The 20,707-nt window shown below is 50.1% G+C and carries 15 protein-coding genes; 2 read left to right on the top strand and 13 right to left on the bottom strand.

Annotation, left to right across the window (positions count from 1 at the left end):
• Nucleotides 1-37: 37 nt before the first annotated feature.
• From ACFSUS_RS06750 to ACFSUS_RS06740, 3 genes are all read right to left on the bottom strand, one after another.
• Nucleotides 38-1,219 carry a glycoside hydrolase family 88 protein gene (locus ACFSUS_RS06750; protein WP_381520885.1) on the bottom strand — a complete coding sequence of 394 codons (1,182 nt, stop codon included), beginning with the start codon at nucleotides 1,217-1,219 and terminating at the stop codon, nucleotides 38-40.
• Nucleotides 1,220-1,298: 79 nt separating this feature from the next.
• A complete protein-coding gene (gene kduI / locus ACFSUS_RS06745; protein ID WP_381520882.1) occupies nucleotides 1,299-2,129 on the bottom strand; it encodes a 5-dehydro-4-deoxy-D-glucuronate isomerase in 831 nt (276 codons plus the stop codon).
• A gap of 226 nt (nucleotides 2,130-2,355) precedes the next feature.
• Nucleotides 2,356-3,156 (bottom strand): CHRD domain-containing protein, encoded by an 801-nt coding sequence (locus ACFSUS_RS06740; RefSeq protein ID WP_381520879.1) that lies wholly within the window; start codon nucleotides 3,154-3,156, stop codon nucleotides 2,356-2,358.
• 502 nt (nucleotides 3,157-3,658) lie between these two features.
• Between ACFSUS_RS06740 and ACFSUS_RS06735 the strand changes: the two genes are divergently transcribed.
• Nucleotides 3,659-5,926 carry an aconitate hydratase gene (locus tag ACFSUS_RS06735; protein WP_381520876.1) on the top strand — a complete coding sequence of 756 codons (2,268 nt, stop codon included), beginning with the start codon at nucleotides 3,659-3,661 and terminating at the stop codon, nucleotides 5,924-5,926.
• Between the two features lie 113 nt (nucleotides 5,927-6,039).
• On the opposite strand, the gene ACFSUS_RS06730 is transcribed toward ACFSUS_RS06735, so the two are convergent.
• Both ACFSUS_RS06730 and ACFSUS_RS06725 read right to left on the bottom strand, forming a co-directional pair.
• Nucleotides 6,040-7,038, bottom strand: a complete 999-nt coding sequence (locus ACFSUS_RS06730) for a 2-hydroxyacid dehydrogenase (protein ID WP_381520874.1) — start codon at nucleotides 7,036-7,038, stop codon at nucleotides 6,040-6,042.
• 79 nt (nucleotides 7,039-7,117) lie between these two features.
• Nucleotides 7,118-7,588 carry a YdeI/OmpD-associated family protein gene (locus tag ACFSUS_RS06725; protein WP_381520872.1) on the bottom strand — a complete coding sequence of 157 codons (471 nt, stop codon included), beginning with the start codon at nucleotides 7,586-7,588 and terminating at the stop codon, nucleotides 7,118-7,120.
• Between the two features lie 114 nt (nucleotides 7,589-7,702).
• On the opposite strand from ACFSUS_RS06725, the gene ACFSUS_RS06720 reads away from it, so the two are divergent.
• Nucleotides 7,703-9,106: a sulfatase family protein gene (locus tag ACFSUS_RS06720; RefSeq protein ID WP_381520869.1), complete on the top strand. Its 1,404-nt coding sequence runs from the start codon at nucleotides 7,703-7,705 to the stop codon at nucleotides 9,104-9,106.
• A 59-nt stretch (nucleotides 9,107-9,165) separates the two neighbouring features.
• Here ACFSUS_RS06720 and ACFSUS_RS06715 read toward each other — a convergent pair whose 3' ends face one another.
• The 8 genes from ACFSUS_RS06715 to ACFSUS_RS06680 form a co-directional block, all read right to left on the bottom strand.
• Nucleotides 9,166-10,665, bottom strand: a complete 1,500-nt coding sequence (locus ACFSUS_RS06715; RefSeq protein WP_381520866.1) for a helix-turn-helix domain-containing protein — start codon at nucleotides 10,663-10,665, stop codon at nucleotides 9,166-9,168.
• Nucleotides 10,666-10,975: 310 nt separating this feature from the next.
• The gene (locus ACFSUS_RS06710; protein WP_381520863.1) at nucleotides 10,976-11,455 is read right to left on the bottom strand and encodes a hypothetical protein; all 480 of its coding nucleotides are present in this window, start codon (nucleotides 11,453-11,455) and stop codon (nucleotides 10,976-10,978) included.
• A gap of 411 nt (nucleotides 11,456-11,866) precedes the next feature.
• A complete protein-coding gene (locus tag ACFSUS_RS06705; RefSeq protein WP_381520861.1) occupies nucleotides 11,867-12,190 on the bottom strand; it encodes a hypothetical protein in 324 nt (107 codons plus the stop codon).
• A 1,261-nt stretch (nucleotides 12,191-13,451) separates the two neighbouring features.
• Nucleotides 13,452-13,979, bottom strand: a complete 528-nt coding sequence (locus ACFSUS_RS06700; RefSeq protein ID WP_381520858.1) for a hypothetical protein — start codon at nucleotides 13,977-13,979, stop codon at nucleotides 13,452-13,454.
• 95 nt (nucleotides 13,980-14,074) lie between these two features.
• Entirely contained in the window at nucleotides 14,075-15,220 is a 1,146-nt protein-coding gene (locus tag ACFSUS_RS06695) for a glycerate kinase (RefSeq protein ID WP_381520854.1), read from the bottom strand.
• 26 nt (nucleotides 15,221-15,246) lie between these two features.
• Complete coding sequence (locus ACFSUS_RS06690; RefSeq protein ID WP_381520852.1) at nucleotides 15,247-16,206, bottom strand: D-2-hydroxyacid dehydrogenase; 960 nt, start codon at nucleotides 16,204-16,206, stop codon at nucleotides 15,247-15,249.
• Nucleotides 16,207-16,293: 87 nt separating this feature from the next.
• Entirely contained in the window at nucleotides 16,294-18,084 is a 1,791-nt protein-coding gene (locus ACFSUS_RS06685; protein ID WP_381520849.1) for an L-lactate permease, read from the bottom strand.
• 91 nt (nucleotides 18,085-18,175) lie between these two features.
• Nucleotides 18,176-20,572, bottom strand: coding sequence for an ABC transporter permease (locus ACFSUS_RS06680; RefSeq protein WP_381520846.1), 2,397 nt, complete (start codon nucleotides 20,570-20,572; stop codon nucleotides 18,176-18,178).
• Between the last annotated feature and the right edge of the window lie 135 nt (nucleotides 20,573-20,707).

Here is a 20,707-nt window from a genome sequence, read left to right as displayed (position 1 = left end):
TGGTAGTGAGATACGTGAGCACGCACTGGCCTAATTATCAGGACCGATACTCCGGCTTTTGGCGCAGCGCATCGTAACGCAATAGGGCTTCCAGAAAGTAATAATCTGCGTAAATAAGGGGCGTGTCGATCTCGCTCTTGCCTGGTTTGTTCCCCACGCTATGCTTGAGAATGAAATTGTTGTTTTCTCCCAGACTGGCTTTATAAACCGGACTTGCCAAACTTTGTAACATTTGCACCGCCGACTGATAATACGTTTTTGCCGACGGACCGCCATACGTGCAAAGCTCCAATAGAGCCGAGGCCGCTATCGCTCCGGCCGAGGCATCGCGCTCTTCGTTCGGGATGTTCGGGGCGTTAAAATCCCAGTACGGAATCTTGTCTGCGGGTAGGTTTGGGTGTTTCAGGTAGAAGTCGGCGATGCGTCGGGCCTGGTCGAGGTATTTCTTGTCTTTGGTTTCGCGGTACATGACCGTGTAGCCATATAAGCCCCAGGCTTGCCCCCGTGCCCAGGCTGAGTTATCCGCTGCACCCTGGGCGGTTTTCTTAGCCGCTACGGTGCCATCTGGATTATAACATACCACGTGGAAACTACTGTTGTCGGGTCGGAAGTGGTTTTTTAACGTATTGTCGGCGTGGGTGATGCTGAGGTCGCGGAACTGGTTGTCGCCGGACGTTCTGGCAGCCCAGAACAGAAACTCCAGGTTCATCATGTTATCAACGATGACCGGGTAGGTGTACTCTCTGAACTTGTTCCAGGACTTAATCAGTCCCACTTTCGGGTCGAATCGGGTGGATAATGACTTCGCTCCGGTCAACATAATGGGCTTATAGGCTTCATTTTTGGTCAGCCGGTAGCCATTGCCGAAGGGGCAATAGAGCATGAAGCCCAGGTCGTGAGTACCCGTGTTATACTGCTCTTTGGCAACGGCCATCGACCATTTGTGGGCTGCATCCTTCCAGGCGGGGTCTTTCGTCCGTTCGTATATATACCAAAGTGAACCGCCGAAGAAGCCGCTGCACCACCAATCTGACTTCATATCGCGGATACTGCCATCAGGGTTTGTCGACTGCGGAAACTTAGTCGTGTCGGGGTGCGCCTTCAGCATTCGCTCGTACTGTTGAGCGGCAAACGCAAACTCCTTGTCGACATCAACGGGTGCCTGGGCGAAGGCCGAAAAGGTAAGTGAGCAAAGAAGAACCGTTACGTTACGCTTCATGATTTAAGGACTTTTGAAAACGAAATGGTGGAAATTGAACTAACGCTACCAAAAATGAGCGTGGTGCTACTCGGTTAGCTTAGCGCAGATCGGCAATGGCGGTCATGTCCATGTCGGCATAATCGAGGTTTTCGCCCGCCATGCCCCAGATAAACGAATAGTTCGCTGTGCCACAGCCCGAATGAATGGACCAGGGCGGAGAAATAACCGCCTGATGGTTGGCCACGAGGATATGGCGAGTTTCGGTCGGTTGTCCCATCAGGTGCAGCACTCGGTGGGCGGGGTCCAGGTCAAAATAAAAGTAGGCTTCCATCCGTCGGTCGTGGACGTGAGCGGGCATGGTATTCCAGACACTACCCGTTTTCAGGATGGTTAGGCCCATCACGAGCTGGCAGCTGGGTAGCCCATCTTTGTGAATGTACCGGTAGATTACGCGCTCATTTGCGGTGTCAGACGATCCCATTGGGGCCGAAAACACATCGCCTTGGGCAGCTTTCTGAGTTGGATACTCTTTGTGTGCCGGAGCCGAAAGCAAATAAAACTGCGCCGGACTGTCGGCCGATTGGCTGGCGAACGTTACCTGCTGACTCCCTTTGCCGATGTACAGACAATCTAATTTGCCTAGTTCATACGTCTGCCCGTCTACCTCAATCGTGCCGGTATCCCCCACATTAATGACTCCCATTTCCCGGCGCTCTAAGAAGTAATCGCTCCGAAGCTCAGGGTACGTTGGCAGATGAACCGATTCACTCGTTGGTTGCACACCCCCTACAATGACACGATCATAATGGCTGTAACAAAGTTGGAGGGTGTTCGGCTCAAAAAGGGTCTCAACCAGGAAATTATCCCGGAGCTGGTTCGTATTGAATTGACGGGTTTCATTGGGCCCGACGGCATAACGTACTTGCATTTGTTCTTTATGATTCAGGTTATTAATCAATAATGAAATTATACCGGTAAGGAGCGACCGAAATAAAATCTACTCACATCCCAAAAAGAGGTAAGCCCTAATCGGCCTGTGAGAGTTGGTCGATTAGGGCTTGAGTAGACACTAGTTGCTATACGTATGACGATGCGCTTATTTCAAAACAGTGTTGCCAGATTTAGATCTGGGTATTGGCTAAGTAAGCCGGTTATTATTTAATATCTCCCCGAATTTCGCCCGCCGGAAACATAGTCGTATGTAGGTTAGCGTAATAGTATCCGTTGAGCAAACTGTCGACCCGAGTTGCGGTGGTCAACGTAGTTGTGCCAATGATGGGTGAAGTTAAGCTGGCAAACGGAATTTCGACTGGCCCCGTACCATTCGCTGCATTGATCCGATGCAGGTGTCCCATCACAGGAGTCAGGCCCGAATACGTAACAGTATAACTCAATACTCGGGTAGCCGGATCAACAACACCTACAAACGCTCCCGTGGCGGCTGATGGGTTTGGCGTTGGCTTTTCGGCCGCTCCGCTTAAGGTAGCCGTTAGTCTAATTTGCCCATTTACCCGCACATTGCCCCGAATCTCACCCGCCGGATAGGCCGGTGTATGTAGGTTAGCGTAATAAAATCCGTTAATCAAGCTATCCACCCGGCCCGCTGTGGCCAATGTAGCCGTACCAACGATGGGTGAAGTTAAACTGGAGAATGGGATTTCAACCGGTCCTGTGCCGTTGGCTGCCGTAACCCGGTGTAGGTGTCCCATAGTTGGGGTTAGACCTGAGTAGGTAACGGTGTAACTCAACACTCGGGTGGCCCGGTCAATTACACCAACAAATGAGCCACTAGCCGCTGTAGAAACCGACGTCGGTTTTTCGGCCGCACCGCTCAACGTTGATACGAGTGCAATTTTAGCGTCGGCTGGAAACGTACGGTGATCATTGCAGGAAATAAGAATGACGCTTAAGGCGATGCATGTCAATAAGGACAGGGATGTACAGAATTGTTTCATGGAGTTAACTAATGAATGGTGAAAATAAACTGAAAAATAAACCACGGCTTTGTATAGCTACTCTGTTCGCTATAGTTTGTCGAATTATATTCAATTGGCATACAGTGAATTATTGTAGCTAAAGCCCATAGTTGGACAATATACTACTGGAAGTACGTTCGTGATAACTAAATGTATTGGTAAATAGATTATTTATTTTTTAGTCGTGATTTTTTGGTTGATTTCGTGAGAAAAAAGCTAAAAAGCCGCATGGAGCAATACGCCCCCCCATATTATGTAACAACTCCTATAAGTAAAAGTACCAGCGCCGGCAGTTTTGTTGCCGAAGTCGTAAGCCTCGAATCACTGGATTAATTGCTGCGTTTGCCCGACATCACAGACATTATTTCCAAAACGAGGCAGAATCTTCTAATTTTGACCCGCCAATCGGAATTCATTTTGTGAATTCGTTGGTTGTTTCTAAGAGAGTATTCGTTTAGTAACCCCGTTATTCCTATTTGCTATGGCATTTGATGTAGACATGATTCAGCGCGTGTACGCTAACCTCGGCGAACGCGTCGAAGCAGCCCGGAAGGCAGTGGGCAGACCGCTGACCCTGTCGGAGAAAATTTTATACAGTCACCTGTTCGCTGGAGCAACTACCCAATCATTCGAGCGGGGCAAAGCGTACGTTGACTTCGCACCTGATCGCGTGGCCATGCAGGATGCAACGGCGCAGATGGCCCTGTTGCAGTTCATGCAGGCAGGTCGGCCGCAGGTAGCCGTTCCCTCAACGGTTCACTGCGATCACCTGATTCAGGCTGAAGTGGGAGCTGATCAGGATTTGGATGTTGCCAAGAATAAAAACCGGGAAGTATATGATTTCCTATCGTCTATTTCCAATAAATACGGCATTGGCTTCTGGAAGCCCGGTGCTGGTATCATTCACCAGGTAGTGCTCGAAAATTACGCGTTCCCCGGTGGTATGATGATCGGTACCGACTCACACACGCCAATGGCGGGTGGCTTAGGCATGATTGCCATTGGGGTTGGTGGGGCCGATGCCTGCGACGTAATGGCGGGGCTGGCCTGGGAATTGAAAATGCCAAAACTGATCGGTGTAAAACTGACCGGTAAGCTGAGCGGCTGGGCATCCGCTAAAGACGTTATTTTACGCGTGGCCGGCATCCTGACCGTAAAAGGCGGTACAGGCTGCATCGTTGAATACTTCGGCGAAGGCGCAGAAACCCTGTCAGCAGCCGGTAAAGGTACGATCTGTAACATGGGTGCCGAAATTGGTGCTACTACGTCCATCTTTGCGTACGACGACAAAATGGCCGACTACCTGCGGGCGACCAACCGGGCCGACGTAGCGGATGCCGCCGAAGCGGTAAAAGCGCATTTGCGTTCGGACGATGAAGTATATCAGGATTCCGCCACGTACTTCGATCAACTGATCGAGATCAACCTGTCAGAGCTGGAACCACACATCAATGGTCCGTTCACACCAGACCTGGCGTGGCCGTTGTCGAACTTTGCAAAAGCCGTTAAAGAAAACAACTGGCCTGAGCGGCTCGAAGTCGGTCTGATCGGTTCCTGCACTAACTCCAGCTACGAAGACCTGACCCGGTCGGCGTCGGTGGCGGAGCAGGCCGTGAGCAAAAACCTGAAAGTGCGTTCGGAGTTCACCGTAACACCAGGTTCTGAACTGGTGCGGTTTACGGCGGAACGCGACGGTTTGCTGCAAACCTTCGAAAACATGGGGGGAGTCGTATTAGCTAATGCTTGCGGACCTTGTATTGGTCAGTGGGCGCGGCATATGGACGATCCAACTCGTAAAAACTCGATCATTACGTCGTTTAACCGGAACTTCGCAAAGCGGAACGACGGTAACGCCAGCACCCACGCGTTCGTGGCTTCGCCCGAGATCGTAACGGCGTTTGCCATTGCCGGTGACCTGACGTTCAACCCAATGACCGATACGTTGACCAACGAGAATGGCGAGCAGGTGAAGCTCGACGAGCCACAAGGTATCGAGCAGCCCATTAAAGGCTACGCCGTGGAGGATGCAGGCTATCAGGCCCCAGCCAAAGATGGTTCAGGTGTGGAGGTAATCGTTAGCCCAACATCAGATCGTCTGCAATTGCTGGCTCCGTTTCCAGCCTGGGAGGGTACCGACCTGACCGGCCTGAAATTGTTGATCAAAGCAAAAGGGAAGTGTACGACTGACCATATTTCGATGGCGGGTCCGTGGCTGAAATACCGTGGTCACCTCGACAACATCTCGAATAACATGCTGATTGGCGCGGTGAACTACTTCAACGACAAAACCAACAGCGTGAAAAATCAGCTCACCGGCGAATATGCCGAAGTGCCGACTGTTCAGCGTGCTTACAAAGCGGCTGGCATTGGTTCAATCGTAGTTGGCGATGAAAACTATGGTGAGGGCTCATCGCGTGAACATGCTGCCATGGAGCCGCGTTTCCTAGGCGTTCGGGCTATTTTGGTACGTTCGTTTGCCCGGATTCACGAAACAAACCTGAAAAAGCAGGGTATGCTGGCGTTAACGTTTGCTAACCCGGCTGATTACGATAAGATTCAGGAAGACGATACCATTGATATTGAAGGCCTGACGGAGTTTGCACCGGGTCGCCCATTGGAGATTGTGTTGCACCATGCTGACGGTACGACCGACGAGTTCCTGGTGAACCATACCTACAACGAAGGCCAGATTGAGTGGTTCAAAGCGGGTGCCGCGCTGAACATCATCCGGATGAAGCAAAACGCGTAAGCTATGGTGGGCCGCTGTTTCGTCTGACTACTTAAGCGAACAAAACCCGGTTGCTTTCCAGCAACCGGGTTTTTGTTTGTCCGGCGATGCGATCCAGACCAACAGGAATGGTATTAGCCGGTAGCGCGTACTTCGTTTTTCGACGGTTGGCCAGTCTCAAAATCAGTGAGGTTCTGCAAGGTGGTAGTGGCGATCTGTTCAAGCGCTTCTTTGGTAAAGAAACCCTGGTGAGCCGTAACCAATACGTTCGGGAAGGCCATGAGTCGGGTAAGTAGTTCGTCCTGGATAATACTCTCGGATAAATCCTGGAAGAAAAGCGCTTCTTCCTGCTCGTATACGTCAATCCCGAGGTAGCCTAACTGACCGCTTTTTAGCGCTTCGATGGTATCTTTCGTATCAATCAGGGCTCCCCGGCTGGTGTTAATGAGCATAACGCCCCGTTGCATCTTAGCAATTGTAGCCGTATTGATGAGGTGGTGGGTCTCCGGCGTGACCGGGCAGTGCAGCGAGACAATGTCCGACGATTGAAGGACAGTATCGAAGGGCGCGTAAACAACGCCCTGGTTCTTCAGTTGATCTGATTCGAAGACATCGTAAGCCATTACAGAGCAGCCAAAACCCAGCATGATCTTACAGAAGGCGGCCCCAATTTGCCCCGTCCCGATTACCCCAACCGCTTTGCCATGAAGATTGAAGCCCAGCAGTTTTTCCAGGGAGAAATTATTCTCGCGAATGCGGTTAAAAGCTTTGTGCGTTTTCCGATTGAGCGTCAGAATGAGCGCTACGGCGTGTTCGGCAACGGCCATGGGCGAATAGGCAGGCACGCGGAATAATTTTATTCCTCTCTGCTGAGCGGCATCCACGTCTACGTTGTTGAAACCTGCACTACGTAACGCAATTACTTTCACGCCGTTTGCCGCTATTTTCTCGATGGTTTCCCGGTCAATCTGGTCGTTGACAAAAGCGCACACGGCATCAAATCCCTGGGTCAGATTCGTGGTGTCGCGGTTTAAGGGAGCGCTGAAGTACGTCAGACTGTGTCGGTAGGTTTCGTTGAATCGGTCGAAGAATTCCTGATCGTACGTTTTGGTGCTGAATACAGCTACGTTCATGGTCTGGCTCGGATGTGTATGACCATGAACCGGCGGATTCGCCTGGTTGTTTGCGCCGTTTGGGGCAGAAAATGTGGCGCTATTGGCTTTTTGCCTTTCGCTCGTTGAGGAAAGTCAACGCTTTGCTAACCTGTTTGTCAAGATCTTTTACACTGTTGATGGTATAAATCAGGCTCCTTTTTTTGCCGTCGGTCAGCCCGTCGAACGTCTTCCTGGCGTCATCATCTTGTTCAAGTAGTACCTGAAGGACTTCCGGTATGTCGACGCCCAGCGGATTTGGATCTTCGAAGATGTCAAAGACGACCGTGTCGCCGAGTTGTTTGCCCAGCTTTTTAAGCTGCTGCGTTGCCACGATGATGTAAAAGTTGCCATCACCGAGGTGATTCAACCCGCAGGAGAATGAGACCTTCTGATCGATCAGGCATTTGAGTCGAGTGGCTCGTTGCTTCTCAAACTGCTTGACAATATCAGCGTCAATGATAAGATGGTAGTAGCCACCCTGTCGTTTTTCCAGTTGCCGGATCGGCTGCTCAAAGGTAAAGTGTGGCATGGTGGTTCAGCAGATAGGCAACGCAAAGATAACAAGTCAACGGTGTGTGTAATTTCATTACGCTATGCTGGTAACCGAGTTTGCGGAGCTGCCAGCGCCTGAGTACATTGTGTCATGAATCGATTCCTAATCTTGTTCATACCACTGCTGTGGGTGGTTGCGTCGCTCACATCGTTTTCCTCAAACGCTAAAATATCTCAGCCCAACGGGGAGGTACCTCCGCCTAACATCGTTTTTATCCTGGCTGACGATCTGGGCTACGGTGACCTTTCCTGTTTCGGGGCCACAGATCTCAAAACTCCCCATATTGACAGCCTTATTAAAGCCGGTCTGAAGTTCACAAACTTCTATGCAAACAGCTCGGTCTGTTCGCCGAGTCGGGCGGCTTTGTTGTCGGGGCGCTACCCCGAACGGATGGGCGTGCCTGGTGTTATTCGCGATGAAGTGCAAGATAGTTGGGGCTACCTCGCTCCGGGGCTGCTGTTGCCAAATTACCTCAAAAAAGCGGGTTACCACACGGCGTTAATTGGCAAGTGGCACCTTGGTCTTGAATCGCCAAACTTGCCGAATGAACGAGGATTTGACGAATTCTACGGCTTATTGGAAGGAATGATGGACGACTACGTAGTGAAGCTCCGACACAGTCAGAACTTTCTCCGTCATAATCGGCAGCCTATTAGCCCGCCCGGTCATGCCACGGATGTGTTTACGGATGCCGCCATTCGCTACCTCAACGGCCGACGAGCCAGCAAAGCCCCGTTCTTTCTGTACCTGCCTTACACCGCTCCGCATGATCCGTTGCAACCACCGGCCGGCTATCTTGACCGGGTTCTGAAGCGGCAACCTGGCATTGACCCCCAACGGGCTAAATTAGTAGCCCTTATTGAACACATGGATGCCAATGTTGGTCGCCTACTGGCTACGCTGGCAGCTAACGGGCAGGCAACGAACACCCTAATCGTGTTTACGAGTGATAACGGAGGCTGGGGACCCGGTAAAGCCAATAACGGACCGTATCGGGGAGTTAAAGGACAGTTCTACGAAGGTGGTATTCGAATCCCTTCGGGAGTAACGTGGGCTGGGCATATTTCGGCCGGCCAAGTAAACGAAACAAATCTGCAGCTGATGGATTGGTTGCCTACATTGTTAGAAGTGGCTGGGGTGCGTTTACCCACGCGAATCAACGGTCTGTCGTTTCGTACGGTACTGGCCAAGCCAACGGTCGTGGCTGATTCGCTGTTTCTTAATCGGCCGCTGTACTTCGTGCGTCGTGAGGGGCAGGATACCTATAAAGGGTTACAAATTCATGCTGTTCAGCAAGGTGGCTGGAAGCTGCTTCAACCCACTCCATTTGCTCCCTATGAACTATATGATCTCAAAAAAGATCCCGCCGAAACCGAAAACTTAGTTGACATCAACAAGAAAAAACGTGACGAATTAGTCAAGCTCCTTATGGAGCACATTCGGCAGGGTGGGAGCGTACCCTGGCAAAAGAATAGTGAAGAAGTGGCCAGGTAGGGTCAGGCGTTGTCAAGTGTAGATCCCTGACCACACCTGACACTTTTGACTATACCTAACTATTTCAATTTTTCCACCGCCAGTTTCATACTGTTGAACTGGCGTTTTTTCTGTAATACAATCGGAGCGGCAACGCGTTCGCGGCAGTCAAAAATGCCGCATCGCTCGCAGGCTTCGTTCACAACTCGAAACGGAATGTCGTTTGAGGACGTGCTCAAAAACTTCATCTTACTTCTTAGCGTGTCGTTGATGGCAAAGCACATCGAGACGCTCATGTTTTGTTGAGCAGCCGGTTCGCCGGACCGTGCCTGAAATGGGTGTGCCACGGAAACAATCAAATACTGGTGACCAGAATTGGCATATTCAGATAATTGAGCCCGGCAGAGCGTACCGTCAAAGCCCTTGTTGAGCTGCATGAACGACAGTTCCTGTAAAATGGTGAGCGCTATCCATCGTCGGCAGTAATGCTCATCGACCATACCCCGAGGTCCTTGTTGCCGCGACAGGTGCATTTCTTTGGTTAACTGAAATGTTGTCTGCCCAATTGTATGATTAAAGCGATAAAAAAATAACTGATCGATGCCGAAGTAGCTGGGCAATACGTTGCTGAGCCGATAAAAAAAACGTTCGGGTGTAGCGCCGAAATCCGTAATGAGCTGCAAAAATGCATCATTGCTCCAGGTATCTCGGGCAAACAGTTCACTTAGCCGGGCTACCAGCGCGTCGCGCCGGATGAGGATTGCTCCGGCAAAGTAGGACGCTTTATAGTTGTTAAGAATTTGCTCGAAAGATTCCGCTTCAACCCATGAGTACGTGTACGGTCGACTTTTCAAGTTCATAAATTGAAAGCCAACCTCCCGCGCCAAAATAAACGATCGCTGCTCGGCAGAAAGGCCCGCGTTCAGGTGCAGCCGACGGTGCTCTGGCCGGAAGACGGACCGAAGGGATATCAGTTCTGGTTGAGAGAGAGGATCAAAGTATTCGATGTGGACATCGTAACGAGTTTTCAGCAAATTGGTCAGTAAGGCTTCACTAACGAACTGACCTGGTGAGGAGTATTCGTTCAGGAAACGATCCGCGTCTGCCTCAATATCGGGGAAATGGTTGTCGTGCATTTCCTGATATGACCGTAGCATAGTCAGGTATAGCCGCTCTACGCTCATGTTGTAGCTGAGGGCAATGTCCATGAACGTGCGGATCATGGCACTTACTTTGGCCGGAGCTTCAGCTAAAAGTTCGAGCAGATCGGATGGGTCAATGCCAAAAAGTTCGAGCGGAATCTCAGTCAAAAACTTTGAGCGAAGCAGATCTGAAATCGGCTCCAGCTTCTTGCTGAGTTTGAGCGAAACGAGCGTGTCATAATCGACCTGCATGGCATTGGCCAGCGCCGATATTTTGTCTGCTTTTGGATACTTGCGCCCCTTCTCAATTTCGGTTACGTAAGAAACTGAAAGACCAGACTGCTGAGCCAGTTCGCTTACAGATAGTCCCCTGTCGAGTCGGAGCTGGCGGAGTTTGAGACCAAACAATAGGCGAATATGATCGGCGGGTAGGTTCACGCTGTACGTATCAAATTAGAAGGGAAACTAACAAAAAAGCCTTGCCAACATCAGTCTGGTAAGGCTCTCGAATTAGGGAGGGAAGCGCAACTAATTACATCTGGTTGCCAAACACCCACCTGTCTACAAAACTACTAATTCTAACAAACGCAAACAAGATAACCTGGTTGCTCAGCACCAGAATAACGCCTGGTCATTGACCGCATGCATGGTTGGCTTTTACTATAACGTCAATATAATAAGAAGAGTGTATGTGACAGGCGTTACATCACTCTTCTTGAAACAATTAATTGGTTGAATGAGGTTGCAATTACGCTACTGTATCATCTGCTTTACGCTTGCGTCCGCGCGGTTTTCCGGTATACTCCGCTTTAGGCGCCTGGTCGTCTAACAGCAATTCGTAACCTGTGACATCGCCATCGTATTCGAACGGCTTAATTGTAAAGGTATACTTCATATTATCGTACTCAATGCCACTCTTTTTTAAGATAAACGATAGGGGAATGGTATAGCTTTTAGCCGCTTTCAGCATTTCAAACGCTTCGGACTGATCATCGTTCGTCGTTGGAATTAAAAAAAGCGACTTCACTTTACGTTTGCCTTCCTGAACACCAATTTTAAAGCGAGTTGATTCGGGATCAAACGATAACTGAGCTACTGATTTTATGGGAAATACCAGTTTACCGCTAGTTGAGATATAACCTGTAATAGCTACTGGTTCAGAAGGGCTTTTTTCTTTTGGCTCGCTATTTTCCTTGATTGAAAAAAAACGGATTGCTTTTGCTTTCATCGGTGCTAAAGTAAAGTACGCTACAAACATACAGAATACTTAAAACCAATCAAGTCAATTGTATTAATACTTAGTAAATCAATAAAAATAATGCAGCCGGACCTAAAGTTATTTTAAATCTATTTTCACAATTTTCACGAAAAACAAGTAAGAGCAATTGGTGCTAAAAGCTATTTAATTGGGGAGAAAGTCAGTAGCAGTGTAGCCGAAGAATATTTATTGTGCGGTCGCTGGACAAACAACTAAGAGAAGGAGTTAATAAAAAATAAAGTAAATTTAGTTACATGTGGCTTGTAGAATGATCGTTGGCTAGCCACGTAACTAGGGTAAAGTAGAAAAAAAACGCTAGCTGCGATGCAGGCTGTGTTGACCTGCCTTGATAGAATGAGCAGGATTGAGTTAATCGAGCTGTTACTTATAGTCCAGCCCCCAATCCAGGCAACGAGAAACTATTGTCCATAAATTGCGAACCATTGTGATTTCATCGCCACATAGGCTCACTATATTGCCTGTTTGCGTACGAAAGACTGTCTCTAAATGGCCAGATCGTACGTGTATGCTTTCTTCTTTTTGATCAACCTCAAAAAACCAGTCATCGACAATGCCATGGGCCAGACGATGCAGTTCAATTAGCTGTTCCTCAGTTAGTTCTGCGTAGGTTTTTACTGTAGTTGTATTTGACATAAGCTGGTCACAACCGTTTATATTGAGCAAAGCAGGCAAATTAAGTGCCAAGTCTATGGAGCCTTACTTAATGGCATCCACAGTATACGATACAATGTAACTAAAATAGCTATTTGTATCTATATTGATAAAGTAAAATGTATCATGTAGTAAGCAGAGTTGCATTTAATGAAGTAAAGCGTACTTAACCTAACTTTGAAATTAATAAAAAAAATTAATTAACGTATTGTTGTTGAATTTTTGTTATACTGTGTAGGTAAGGATTTATACCATCTCAGGATGATACCTTTGTATGTATATGAACAAAATAATGGTTGAGACTATATGTTAAATGGTTGTGAGATGGATACTGAAATTGTGCCTACTAAGCTTTATAGTCATTGTAGTGGGGAGATCAGCGAGGTTGGCGGTAAATACCGTGCCAGTATCAGGACTTATGGCTATTTCTTAACAAGAGCCTTTGCTGAAAAATAGGAGTGAACGTAATAGAGTCTAAATAAATACAGCTATTTATGGTAATAGCACAATGAATTATTTTTCTCTAGAAAATAGCAATAGTATGTTTTTGTCAATTATGGAGAATAAGTTAGTAAGGCCGCAAAATTTGTTGTTATTGATTTTTGACTATGTCTATCAGTAGACGGTATTATGTTCATTGACCTACTTAATTTTTGTTTATTTAACGGTAGTTTTTGTGAGTTAATTAATATAGAAGCTGTTTAGGATTTATAAAATCTGCGCGTTTCTGTCATCCCGACCGGTCCGCCGGTGCGGCAGGAGGGATGACAGAAACGCGCCAGTCAGTAGTCAGTAGGGATTGAAATCCCAAAAACAAAATCCTAAACAGCTTCAATGGGAAGATTTCATTCTAGAAATTCTATTTAGAAGAAGGTTTTGTTTTAGGAGAATAACACTTAATGAGTGGTTGGTCAATTCTAGTGAAATGACAAGACCGAAGTCTAACTTTTTATAGCGAGCAAAGAAAGTCACAGGCAGAACCTTTAAAAATATAATTTGTTGATGAAAGCTTGCAGAAGCTTTTTGAACGTAACTAAGAGAAACCAGCCGTCTAGTTTTTAGGAGTTTGACTAATCTAGGGTAGGAGTTAAGCCCATTGCTCAAGCGATGTTAGTCAGTAGATAATCAACCATCTACAACTCTTCATGATATAAAAACAAAGCATCTAAAATCACTACTGAGCTAACAGCCATGTTAGTAACTAGCGGCCAAACCATTGAACTACAGCGGCATCAAGAAGACTATTTACGCGAGTGGAGAGCGCTCAAAATTATCTAAATAAGAGAAGGGAAATCTAGACTTGATTTAATTGATGAAGTTTTGCACACTTACGCTGGTAGTAACTCTCCTGTTTAGCCAGATAATTTTGGTGCTTGTTAATCTGAGCGTTGTAAAGAGTAATCAACATTTCTTTGGTGGCTGAGCACAGTTTACCCGCCTGGGTGGTACGTATTTTTTCCTCAAGCTGATCGAGTAAAGCCGTTACGTAGTTAATCTGAGTCCGATTTAGAACAATGGATCGCTGAATGTAACCTTTAACCGCTTCTTTATCAACTGGCGTATCAGCAATTGGCTTCTTCAGCAGTTGTTGCCACTGGCTTTCTAATTGTTTTAAAGGCCCTTTAAATAACTCGCCATCAAAGGCGTTTACCGGCAGGTCCAGACGACTATCGTCCTCAATAATACACGCATCAATAAGTGTTTCGCCCTTAGTCGTTAGTTTACTCAGGAAGTCTAGAGCAGATTCTATATCATTAAGCCCGCAACTAAACTCCCGGACATCCTTATACTTATCAAATGCTTTCAGAAAAAGGAGTAGCATCTATAAAAAGTATTTAAAATCTAGTGGCCTGACAACTACTAGGCCTTCACCGTCTACAAAGTTGCCCTGGTTGCAGAGACAATGCCTAAAAAAGGTTACCGGCCAGCGCTTGAAGCGAGTAGGTTGCCAAGTTGCCAGGCTGTACGTACCAAATTGGATTTGGTCTCACGAAGGGCCGTGCCAATATCTACCGGACCGTTGCCTATCGCCAGTAAAACGTCGAAATACTGATTCAGTTTTTTGTTCTGTGTTAACGGTACGTTGCCAGCCAGACCGACCACCGGAAGTTCCCTTTGTTTGGCCAGCGCTGCAACGCCGAATGGGCCTTTTCCGTGTAGGGTTTGTTCGTCGATGCTGCCTTCGCCGGTGATGACCCAATCGGCCTGGGCGAGCGATTTATGAAAGCCGGTAAAGGTCAGAAAGAAGTCGATGCCATTAACGAGCTTAGCATTCAGGAAGGTATGTAAGCCCGCGGCCACCCCCCCGGCGGCACCGCCATGCTTGACGACGGCCATGTTGATACCCGTTTGCTGCAGGGCCACTTGGGCAAGCATGGCCAGACTGGCGTCCAGCTTTTTTACTCCTTCGGATGTAGCGCCCTTTTGCGGACCAAAAACGGCGGCTGCGCCCCGCTCGCCCAGCAGGGTATTCTCTACATCGCACAGAATCGTTATATCACACGCCAGTACCCGCTGATCGAGGTCAGATAGGTCGATTTCAGTTAAGTCGATCAGTTGTTCCGGCTCTGTTATCGCTTGGCCTGATCCGTCCAGAAAGCGAATGCCTAATGCCCGCAGAATACCCGTTCCGCCATCAACGGTAGCCGAGCCGCCGATGGCCAGTACAATCTTGCTGACGCCCTGGTCTAAAGCCAGCTTAATCAACTGCCCGGTTCCGAATGATGTAGCGTGCAGCGGATCAAGCTCGTCAGGCTTGACAAGCTGAATACCGGACGCATTGGCTAGTTCAATAATGGCCGTTTCTCCTTTGTTGACCAGCCCAAACGATGAGGTAATGCTGCGGCCAAACGGGTCATCTACTTCCGCCGACACTAAAACGCCGTTGAGCTTCTCGATCATTAGTTGGCCCGTGCCATCACCACCGTCGCCCACCGGAAAGCATTCGCACACGCAATCCAGGTTACTCTCCTGCAAACCTTCCTGAATGGCAAGGGCCACATCGGTAGCACTGAGACTGTGTTTAAACGCATTGGGCGCAATGAGAACACGGGTTTGTTTCATGGTCAGTAGTGGGCATGAGATGATGTTCAGGCGTTGACCACGTTGACAGGCTTTCCGCTTAAGAACGCGGATAGATTGCTCACCGTAATGGCCATCAGCCGGACCCTAGCTTCTTTGGTTGCCCAGGCAATGTGTGGGGTAATGAGGCAGTTTTTCGCGGTAAAAAGTGGATTGTCAGCGGAGGGTGGCTCAGCGGATAAGACGTCAATACCGGCTCCGGCAATGACGCCGTTGTTCAGGGCGTCGGCTAAATCCTGATCGACCACAATCGGCCCTCTCGATGTGTTCAGCAGAAACGCCGAGGGCTTCATGCGGGTCAGGTTGTCTTTATTGATTAATCCTTTGGTCTCGGGCGATAGGGGCGTGTGAATGCTGACTACGTCGGACTGTTCCAGCAACTCAGGAACCTCTGCCCATTTGAAATTCGTCCGGTGCGATTGGTCGGTAGGATGCCGTCTGGAGCCGATGACGTTCATGCCGAAAGCCGTGGCTACGTCGGCTACTTTCTCGCCGATGCTGCCAAAGCCAATGATGCCGATGGTCTTGTCGGCCAATTCAATGAGGGGGTAGTCCCAGAACGAAAAGTCGGCTGAACGGGCCCACTTGCCGTCCATGACCGAATCACTATGGCGCTGCACATGCAGGGTCATTTCGAGCAGGAGGGCGAAGGTCAACTGCACGACCGACATGGTGCTGTAACCCGGTACGTTGCTGACGATGACGCCGTTTTGTTTCGCCACGTCGGTGTTGACAATGTTATAGCCCGTGGCGAGCACGCCAATGAATTTCAGATCGGGTAGCTGCGCCAGGACGTCTTCGCCGATCGGGGTTTTGTTGGTGAAGATGACTTCAGCGCCCTGGGACCGCTCCAGCACCTGGTCGGCGGATGTTCGGTCATACACGGTCAAATCGCCAAGTTGCTTTAAACCGTCCCAGGACAGATCGCCGGGATTTAACGTGTATCCGTCTAAGACAACAATCTTCATCAGTGATTTTTTACGGGTTGATCTCAAAAAAGAACCGAATACGGGCCGATTGGTTCGGCTGGTCAAGGGTTCTAAATGATAAAGGTCCTACGGGTTCCTGACGGAATGTTCGTTAGCCAGTTTAGGCGTCTGCTGTCTGTTCCGGTTCATCCGCCGAATAGCCGTCGCGAAAATGGCTAAGAGAATAGCCAGAATGAGCAGATACGTGTACCCCTTCGACACATCGGGAGCCGCCTTTGAGTTTGTGTTGGCCAGCGTCTGATACGCGGGAATCACCCACTTAATGACATAAGCCTGCGCTAAGGTAAGGACGCAAATGAAAGCGAGCATGATAAAGCTGTGCTTCACCGAAAACCGGAACAGCTGCGACTCCTGCCCGACCAGATTACCAGCCGCAGCGGCTACGGCAATGGATTGCGGTGAAATCATTTTACCCACCACGCCCCCCGACACATTGGCGGCAACGGTCACCACCGGATCGACGCCGATGGAGGCCGCCGTGGCATACTGAAGCTTACTGAACAACGCATTGGCCGACGTATCGGAACCGGTAATGAACACGCCTAACCAACCCAGCACCGGCGCGAAAAAGGGAAACATGACACCGGTGTTTGCCAGTACGTCGGCCAGCGTCAGCGTAATGCCCGAATCGTTAAGAATGTAGGCGAATCCCAACACGGCAGCGATGGTCAGGATAGAAAACTTCAGCTGATTCAGGGTAGCTCCGAAAACGCGCAACCCTTCGCGGTAGGTCAGGCCAACCAGCGGAATGGCGATCAGTGCCGCTACCAGAATGGCCGTTCCGGCTGCAGAGAGATAGTTGAATTTGAAGATCTTCGGCAACAGACTCCCATCTGCACCCTGAATGGCGTTGTGTAGCCCTGGAAACTCAAACTGGATCATCCCCGCTGAGTTAAGAGCGTCTTTGATCGGTTGAATCCCCCAGGCAATCACCATGATGGTCAGGATAATAAACGGCGACCAGGCCCGAATGATCTGGCCACTTGTGTACGTAGTAGCCGTATTAATTATCGGGGCGGGTTCATTCGCGAACCGCCAAATGGTCTTTGGTTTCCACACGCGCAGCAAGAGCATCAGGCAAATGATGGAGCCTAAGCCCGCAATAACATCGGGTAGGGCGGGGCCTAGGAAATTAGACGAAACATATTGAAGAAGGGCAAACGACAGGCCGGATACCAAAACGGCCGGACCAATTTCCTGCGCCTTTCGGAAACCGGCAATGATCGTGACGAGGTAAAACGGCAGCATTACCGACAGGATCGGCAACGTTCGCCCAACCATTTGGGAGATGGGTAATTCGGGAATACCCGACACCTGCGAAGCCACCGTAATGGGAATACCAATGGAGCCAAAGGCAACGGGCGCTGTGTTGGCAATGAGACAAATGCCTGACGCATACAGCGGATTGAAGCCTAGCCCCACCAGCATGGCTGCCGTGATGGCAACGGGCGCGCCAAATCCGGCGGTCCCTTCCAGAAACGAACCAAACGAGAAGGCAATCAACAGCGCCTGTAGCCGTCGGTCGGACGTAATGGATGCCATGAAATATTTAATGATCTCAAACTGGCCGCTCTTTACCGTGATATTGAACAGGAAAACGGCCATGATGACCAGCCAGCAAATCGGGAACAGGCCGTACAACGCCCCGTGACTCGCCGATAGCAGCGCCAGTTTAAAGGGCATCCCGTAGACAAGAACGGCGATGCCCATGGCCAGGCCCGTTGCGATCAGACTGGCCTGATAGCCTTTCATCTTTTTGATGATCAGCGCCCAGAATACGAACAGGATGGGCACGGCCGCCACCAATACGGACAAGCCAATACGGTTAAACGGATCAATAACTTGTTTCCAGGCCATACGTAAACCTATACCATCTTGGAGACGGTATAGGTTTAGGTAAAAGGAAGCGGCTTATTGGTTATACCGGTTTAGGAACGGTGGTCGTGGCCTACTCGACCCGCAAACTAGTAACCGGATTGGCCAGGGCAGTGCGAAAAGCGACCCGCCCGACCGTTAATACGGTGATCAGGGTAATTAAACTCATTGTGCCAGCGAACACCCACCAGCCCACGTTAATGTGGTACGCGTAGCCCTGTAACCACCGACTCATGAGCCACCAACCCAACGGTGCCGCCAGTACGAAACTGACCAGAATGAGTTTGCTGAACTCGCGCCCAAACACCCAAAGTAGCTGATTCGCGCTGGCTCCCAAGACCTTCCGCACGCCAAATTCCTTGGTTTTCGATTCGGCGATGAACGTAACGAGCCCGTACAAACCCAGGCAACCCAGCAGAATGGCCACGATGGAAAACGCCTGCGCTAACCCCAGCAGGATCTGCTCCCGGACGTAGAAACCGGCCACCAGCTCGTCGACAAACTGGGGCTTGAACACCTGTTCAGTAAACAGCTCATTCCAGACGCGGTCTACCTGACTCAGCGTTTTCGACACGTCAGCCGGATTGATGGTCAGGGCCATGCGCGGGCAACGGCGCACATCGTTGACCAGCGCCAGCGGCTGAATCGTTTGCCGAAAATCGCTCGTGTAGAAATCGCTGACGACGCCAACAATCGTTTTGGCCTTGTCGCCGAGGTGAAGTTGCTTGCCCAGCACATCGCGGGCGTTGGGGAGCCCAAGTTGCTTCACCAGTTTCTCATTCACTACGACCTCCTGACTGGTCGTGTCGTTGGTCAGAAAGTTACGACCCGCCACGAGTTTAAGGCCAAATACAGCGGCATACCGGCGGTCGGCGGCTCGGGTGTGGATGGCAAATTTTTCGGGTTCGGTATGGGTGTCGTAGCGAAACGGCGTCTGCCCGGCCCGGTACGAAGCGGGCGGCTCATCGCACAGGGCCACCTGCGCCACGCCCGGTACCTCCAGCATTCGACTCCGTAAGGTTTCCTGCCGAATGGGGTCGTTGGACGGCATGGGAATCATCAGCACGGCATCTTTCCGAAAGCCCAGGTCGGCATTCCGGATGTAGCGCAACTGCGCCATAACGACCAGGATACCAAAAATGAACAGCTGCGTAATGAAGAACTGCACAATGACCAGTCCTTTCCGAACGGATACCTTACCGACTTGTTGGGTGGTCATGCGGCCACGCAGGGCGGCAATGGGATTAAAGCCAGCCTGCACGAGGGCCGGATACAAACCACTCAGTAAAATGACTAGCAGCACCAGACCGATGAACCAAAGCAGTTGGCGCGGACGAAACAAATCCAGTACGCTCAGGTCGGCGTTGAGCATGGCCAGCGCCCGGTTGAGCATCGGCAGGCAGAGCTGCGTCAGGAGGAGGGCCAGTCCCACGGCAGCCAGCGTGATAAGGGATGTTTCGATCAGAAACTGCAGAACCAGTTGCCAGCGGGTGCTGCCCACCACCTTGCGGACGCCAATTTCCTTCGAGCGTTTCAGGGCCTGGGCCGTGGTGATGTTGACGAAATAGATGCAGGCGGCACTGACCAGAAACAAGCCCATCACGATCAGAGCGTAGAGAATGCCGCGGGGCGCCGGACCGCTTCGCTCGTGGGCTAAGTCGCTGAGGGGCAGGGCATGGAAGGTAAACGTTTTGGCATCGGCGGCCGTGTAATTGGTACGTAACAGCTTCGGGAATGCACTCGTTAACTGATCGACTGAGGCTCCCTCGCGCAGGGTAACAAAACACATGGTCGCCAGGCTTTTCCAGTCCTGCATGGCTTGTTTATCGTTGCCGAACAAGCCGGGTAGGGTGGCGTAGGAAACCAGCGCGTCAAACCGCAGTTGGGTATTAGACGGTGGATTCCGGATGACGCCAGTAACGGTCAGGTTGGTCTGGTTGTCGAAGCGCAGCGTGCGACCCATCGGGTTCTCGCTGCCAAAGTACTTCTGGACGTAGCGTTCGCTCAGGACAATAGTATTAGGAGCGGCCAGGGCAGTTTTGGCATCCCCGACCACCCAACTGACGTCGAACACGTCGAAATACTGCGGCTCGGTGAAACAGATGTTCCGCGATTCTTCAAACTTCTTCAGAAACTTACCCTTGCCATCGGGTACACTCAGAATGCGCCCGAAAATGGTTTCGAGCCGGACGGCGCTTTCGACGAACGGATACGCCCGACGTAAGGCCTCGGCCATGGGACGCGGGGCGGCATCGGTCGGCATAACCCCCTCGTGCCGAACATCGGTAACGACCCAGAACGTGCGGTCGGCGTTGGCGTGGTAGCGGTCGAAGCTGAAAAAGTAGCTGACAAGCAGGAAGATGAGCAATCCGCAGGCGAGCCCAATGGCCAGGCCCAGCACACTGATGGCGCTTACAGTACGATTGCGCCACAAGTTGCGTTTACTGATGGTGAAGTAATTATGCAGCATGGGTATGGGAGTTCATGACTCAGGCAAAGCTGCCAGAGTGCTGCATAGATAAGAAACTTATATATAAGAATCAAATATATAGAAGAAAGATAATGGTATATGTATGTCAGCCTACCGATTACTCAGTCGTTACCG

The sequence above is a fragment of the Spirosoma soli genome (assembly GCF_042684525.1).
Classification (GTDB): Bacteria; Bacteroidota; Bacteroidia; order Cytophagales; family Spirosomataceae; genus Spirosoma; species Spirosoma soli.
The sequence above is the reverse complement of the archived record's forward strand: the minus strand, read 5'-3'. Positions and strand labels throughout refer to the sequence as shown.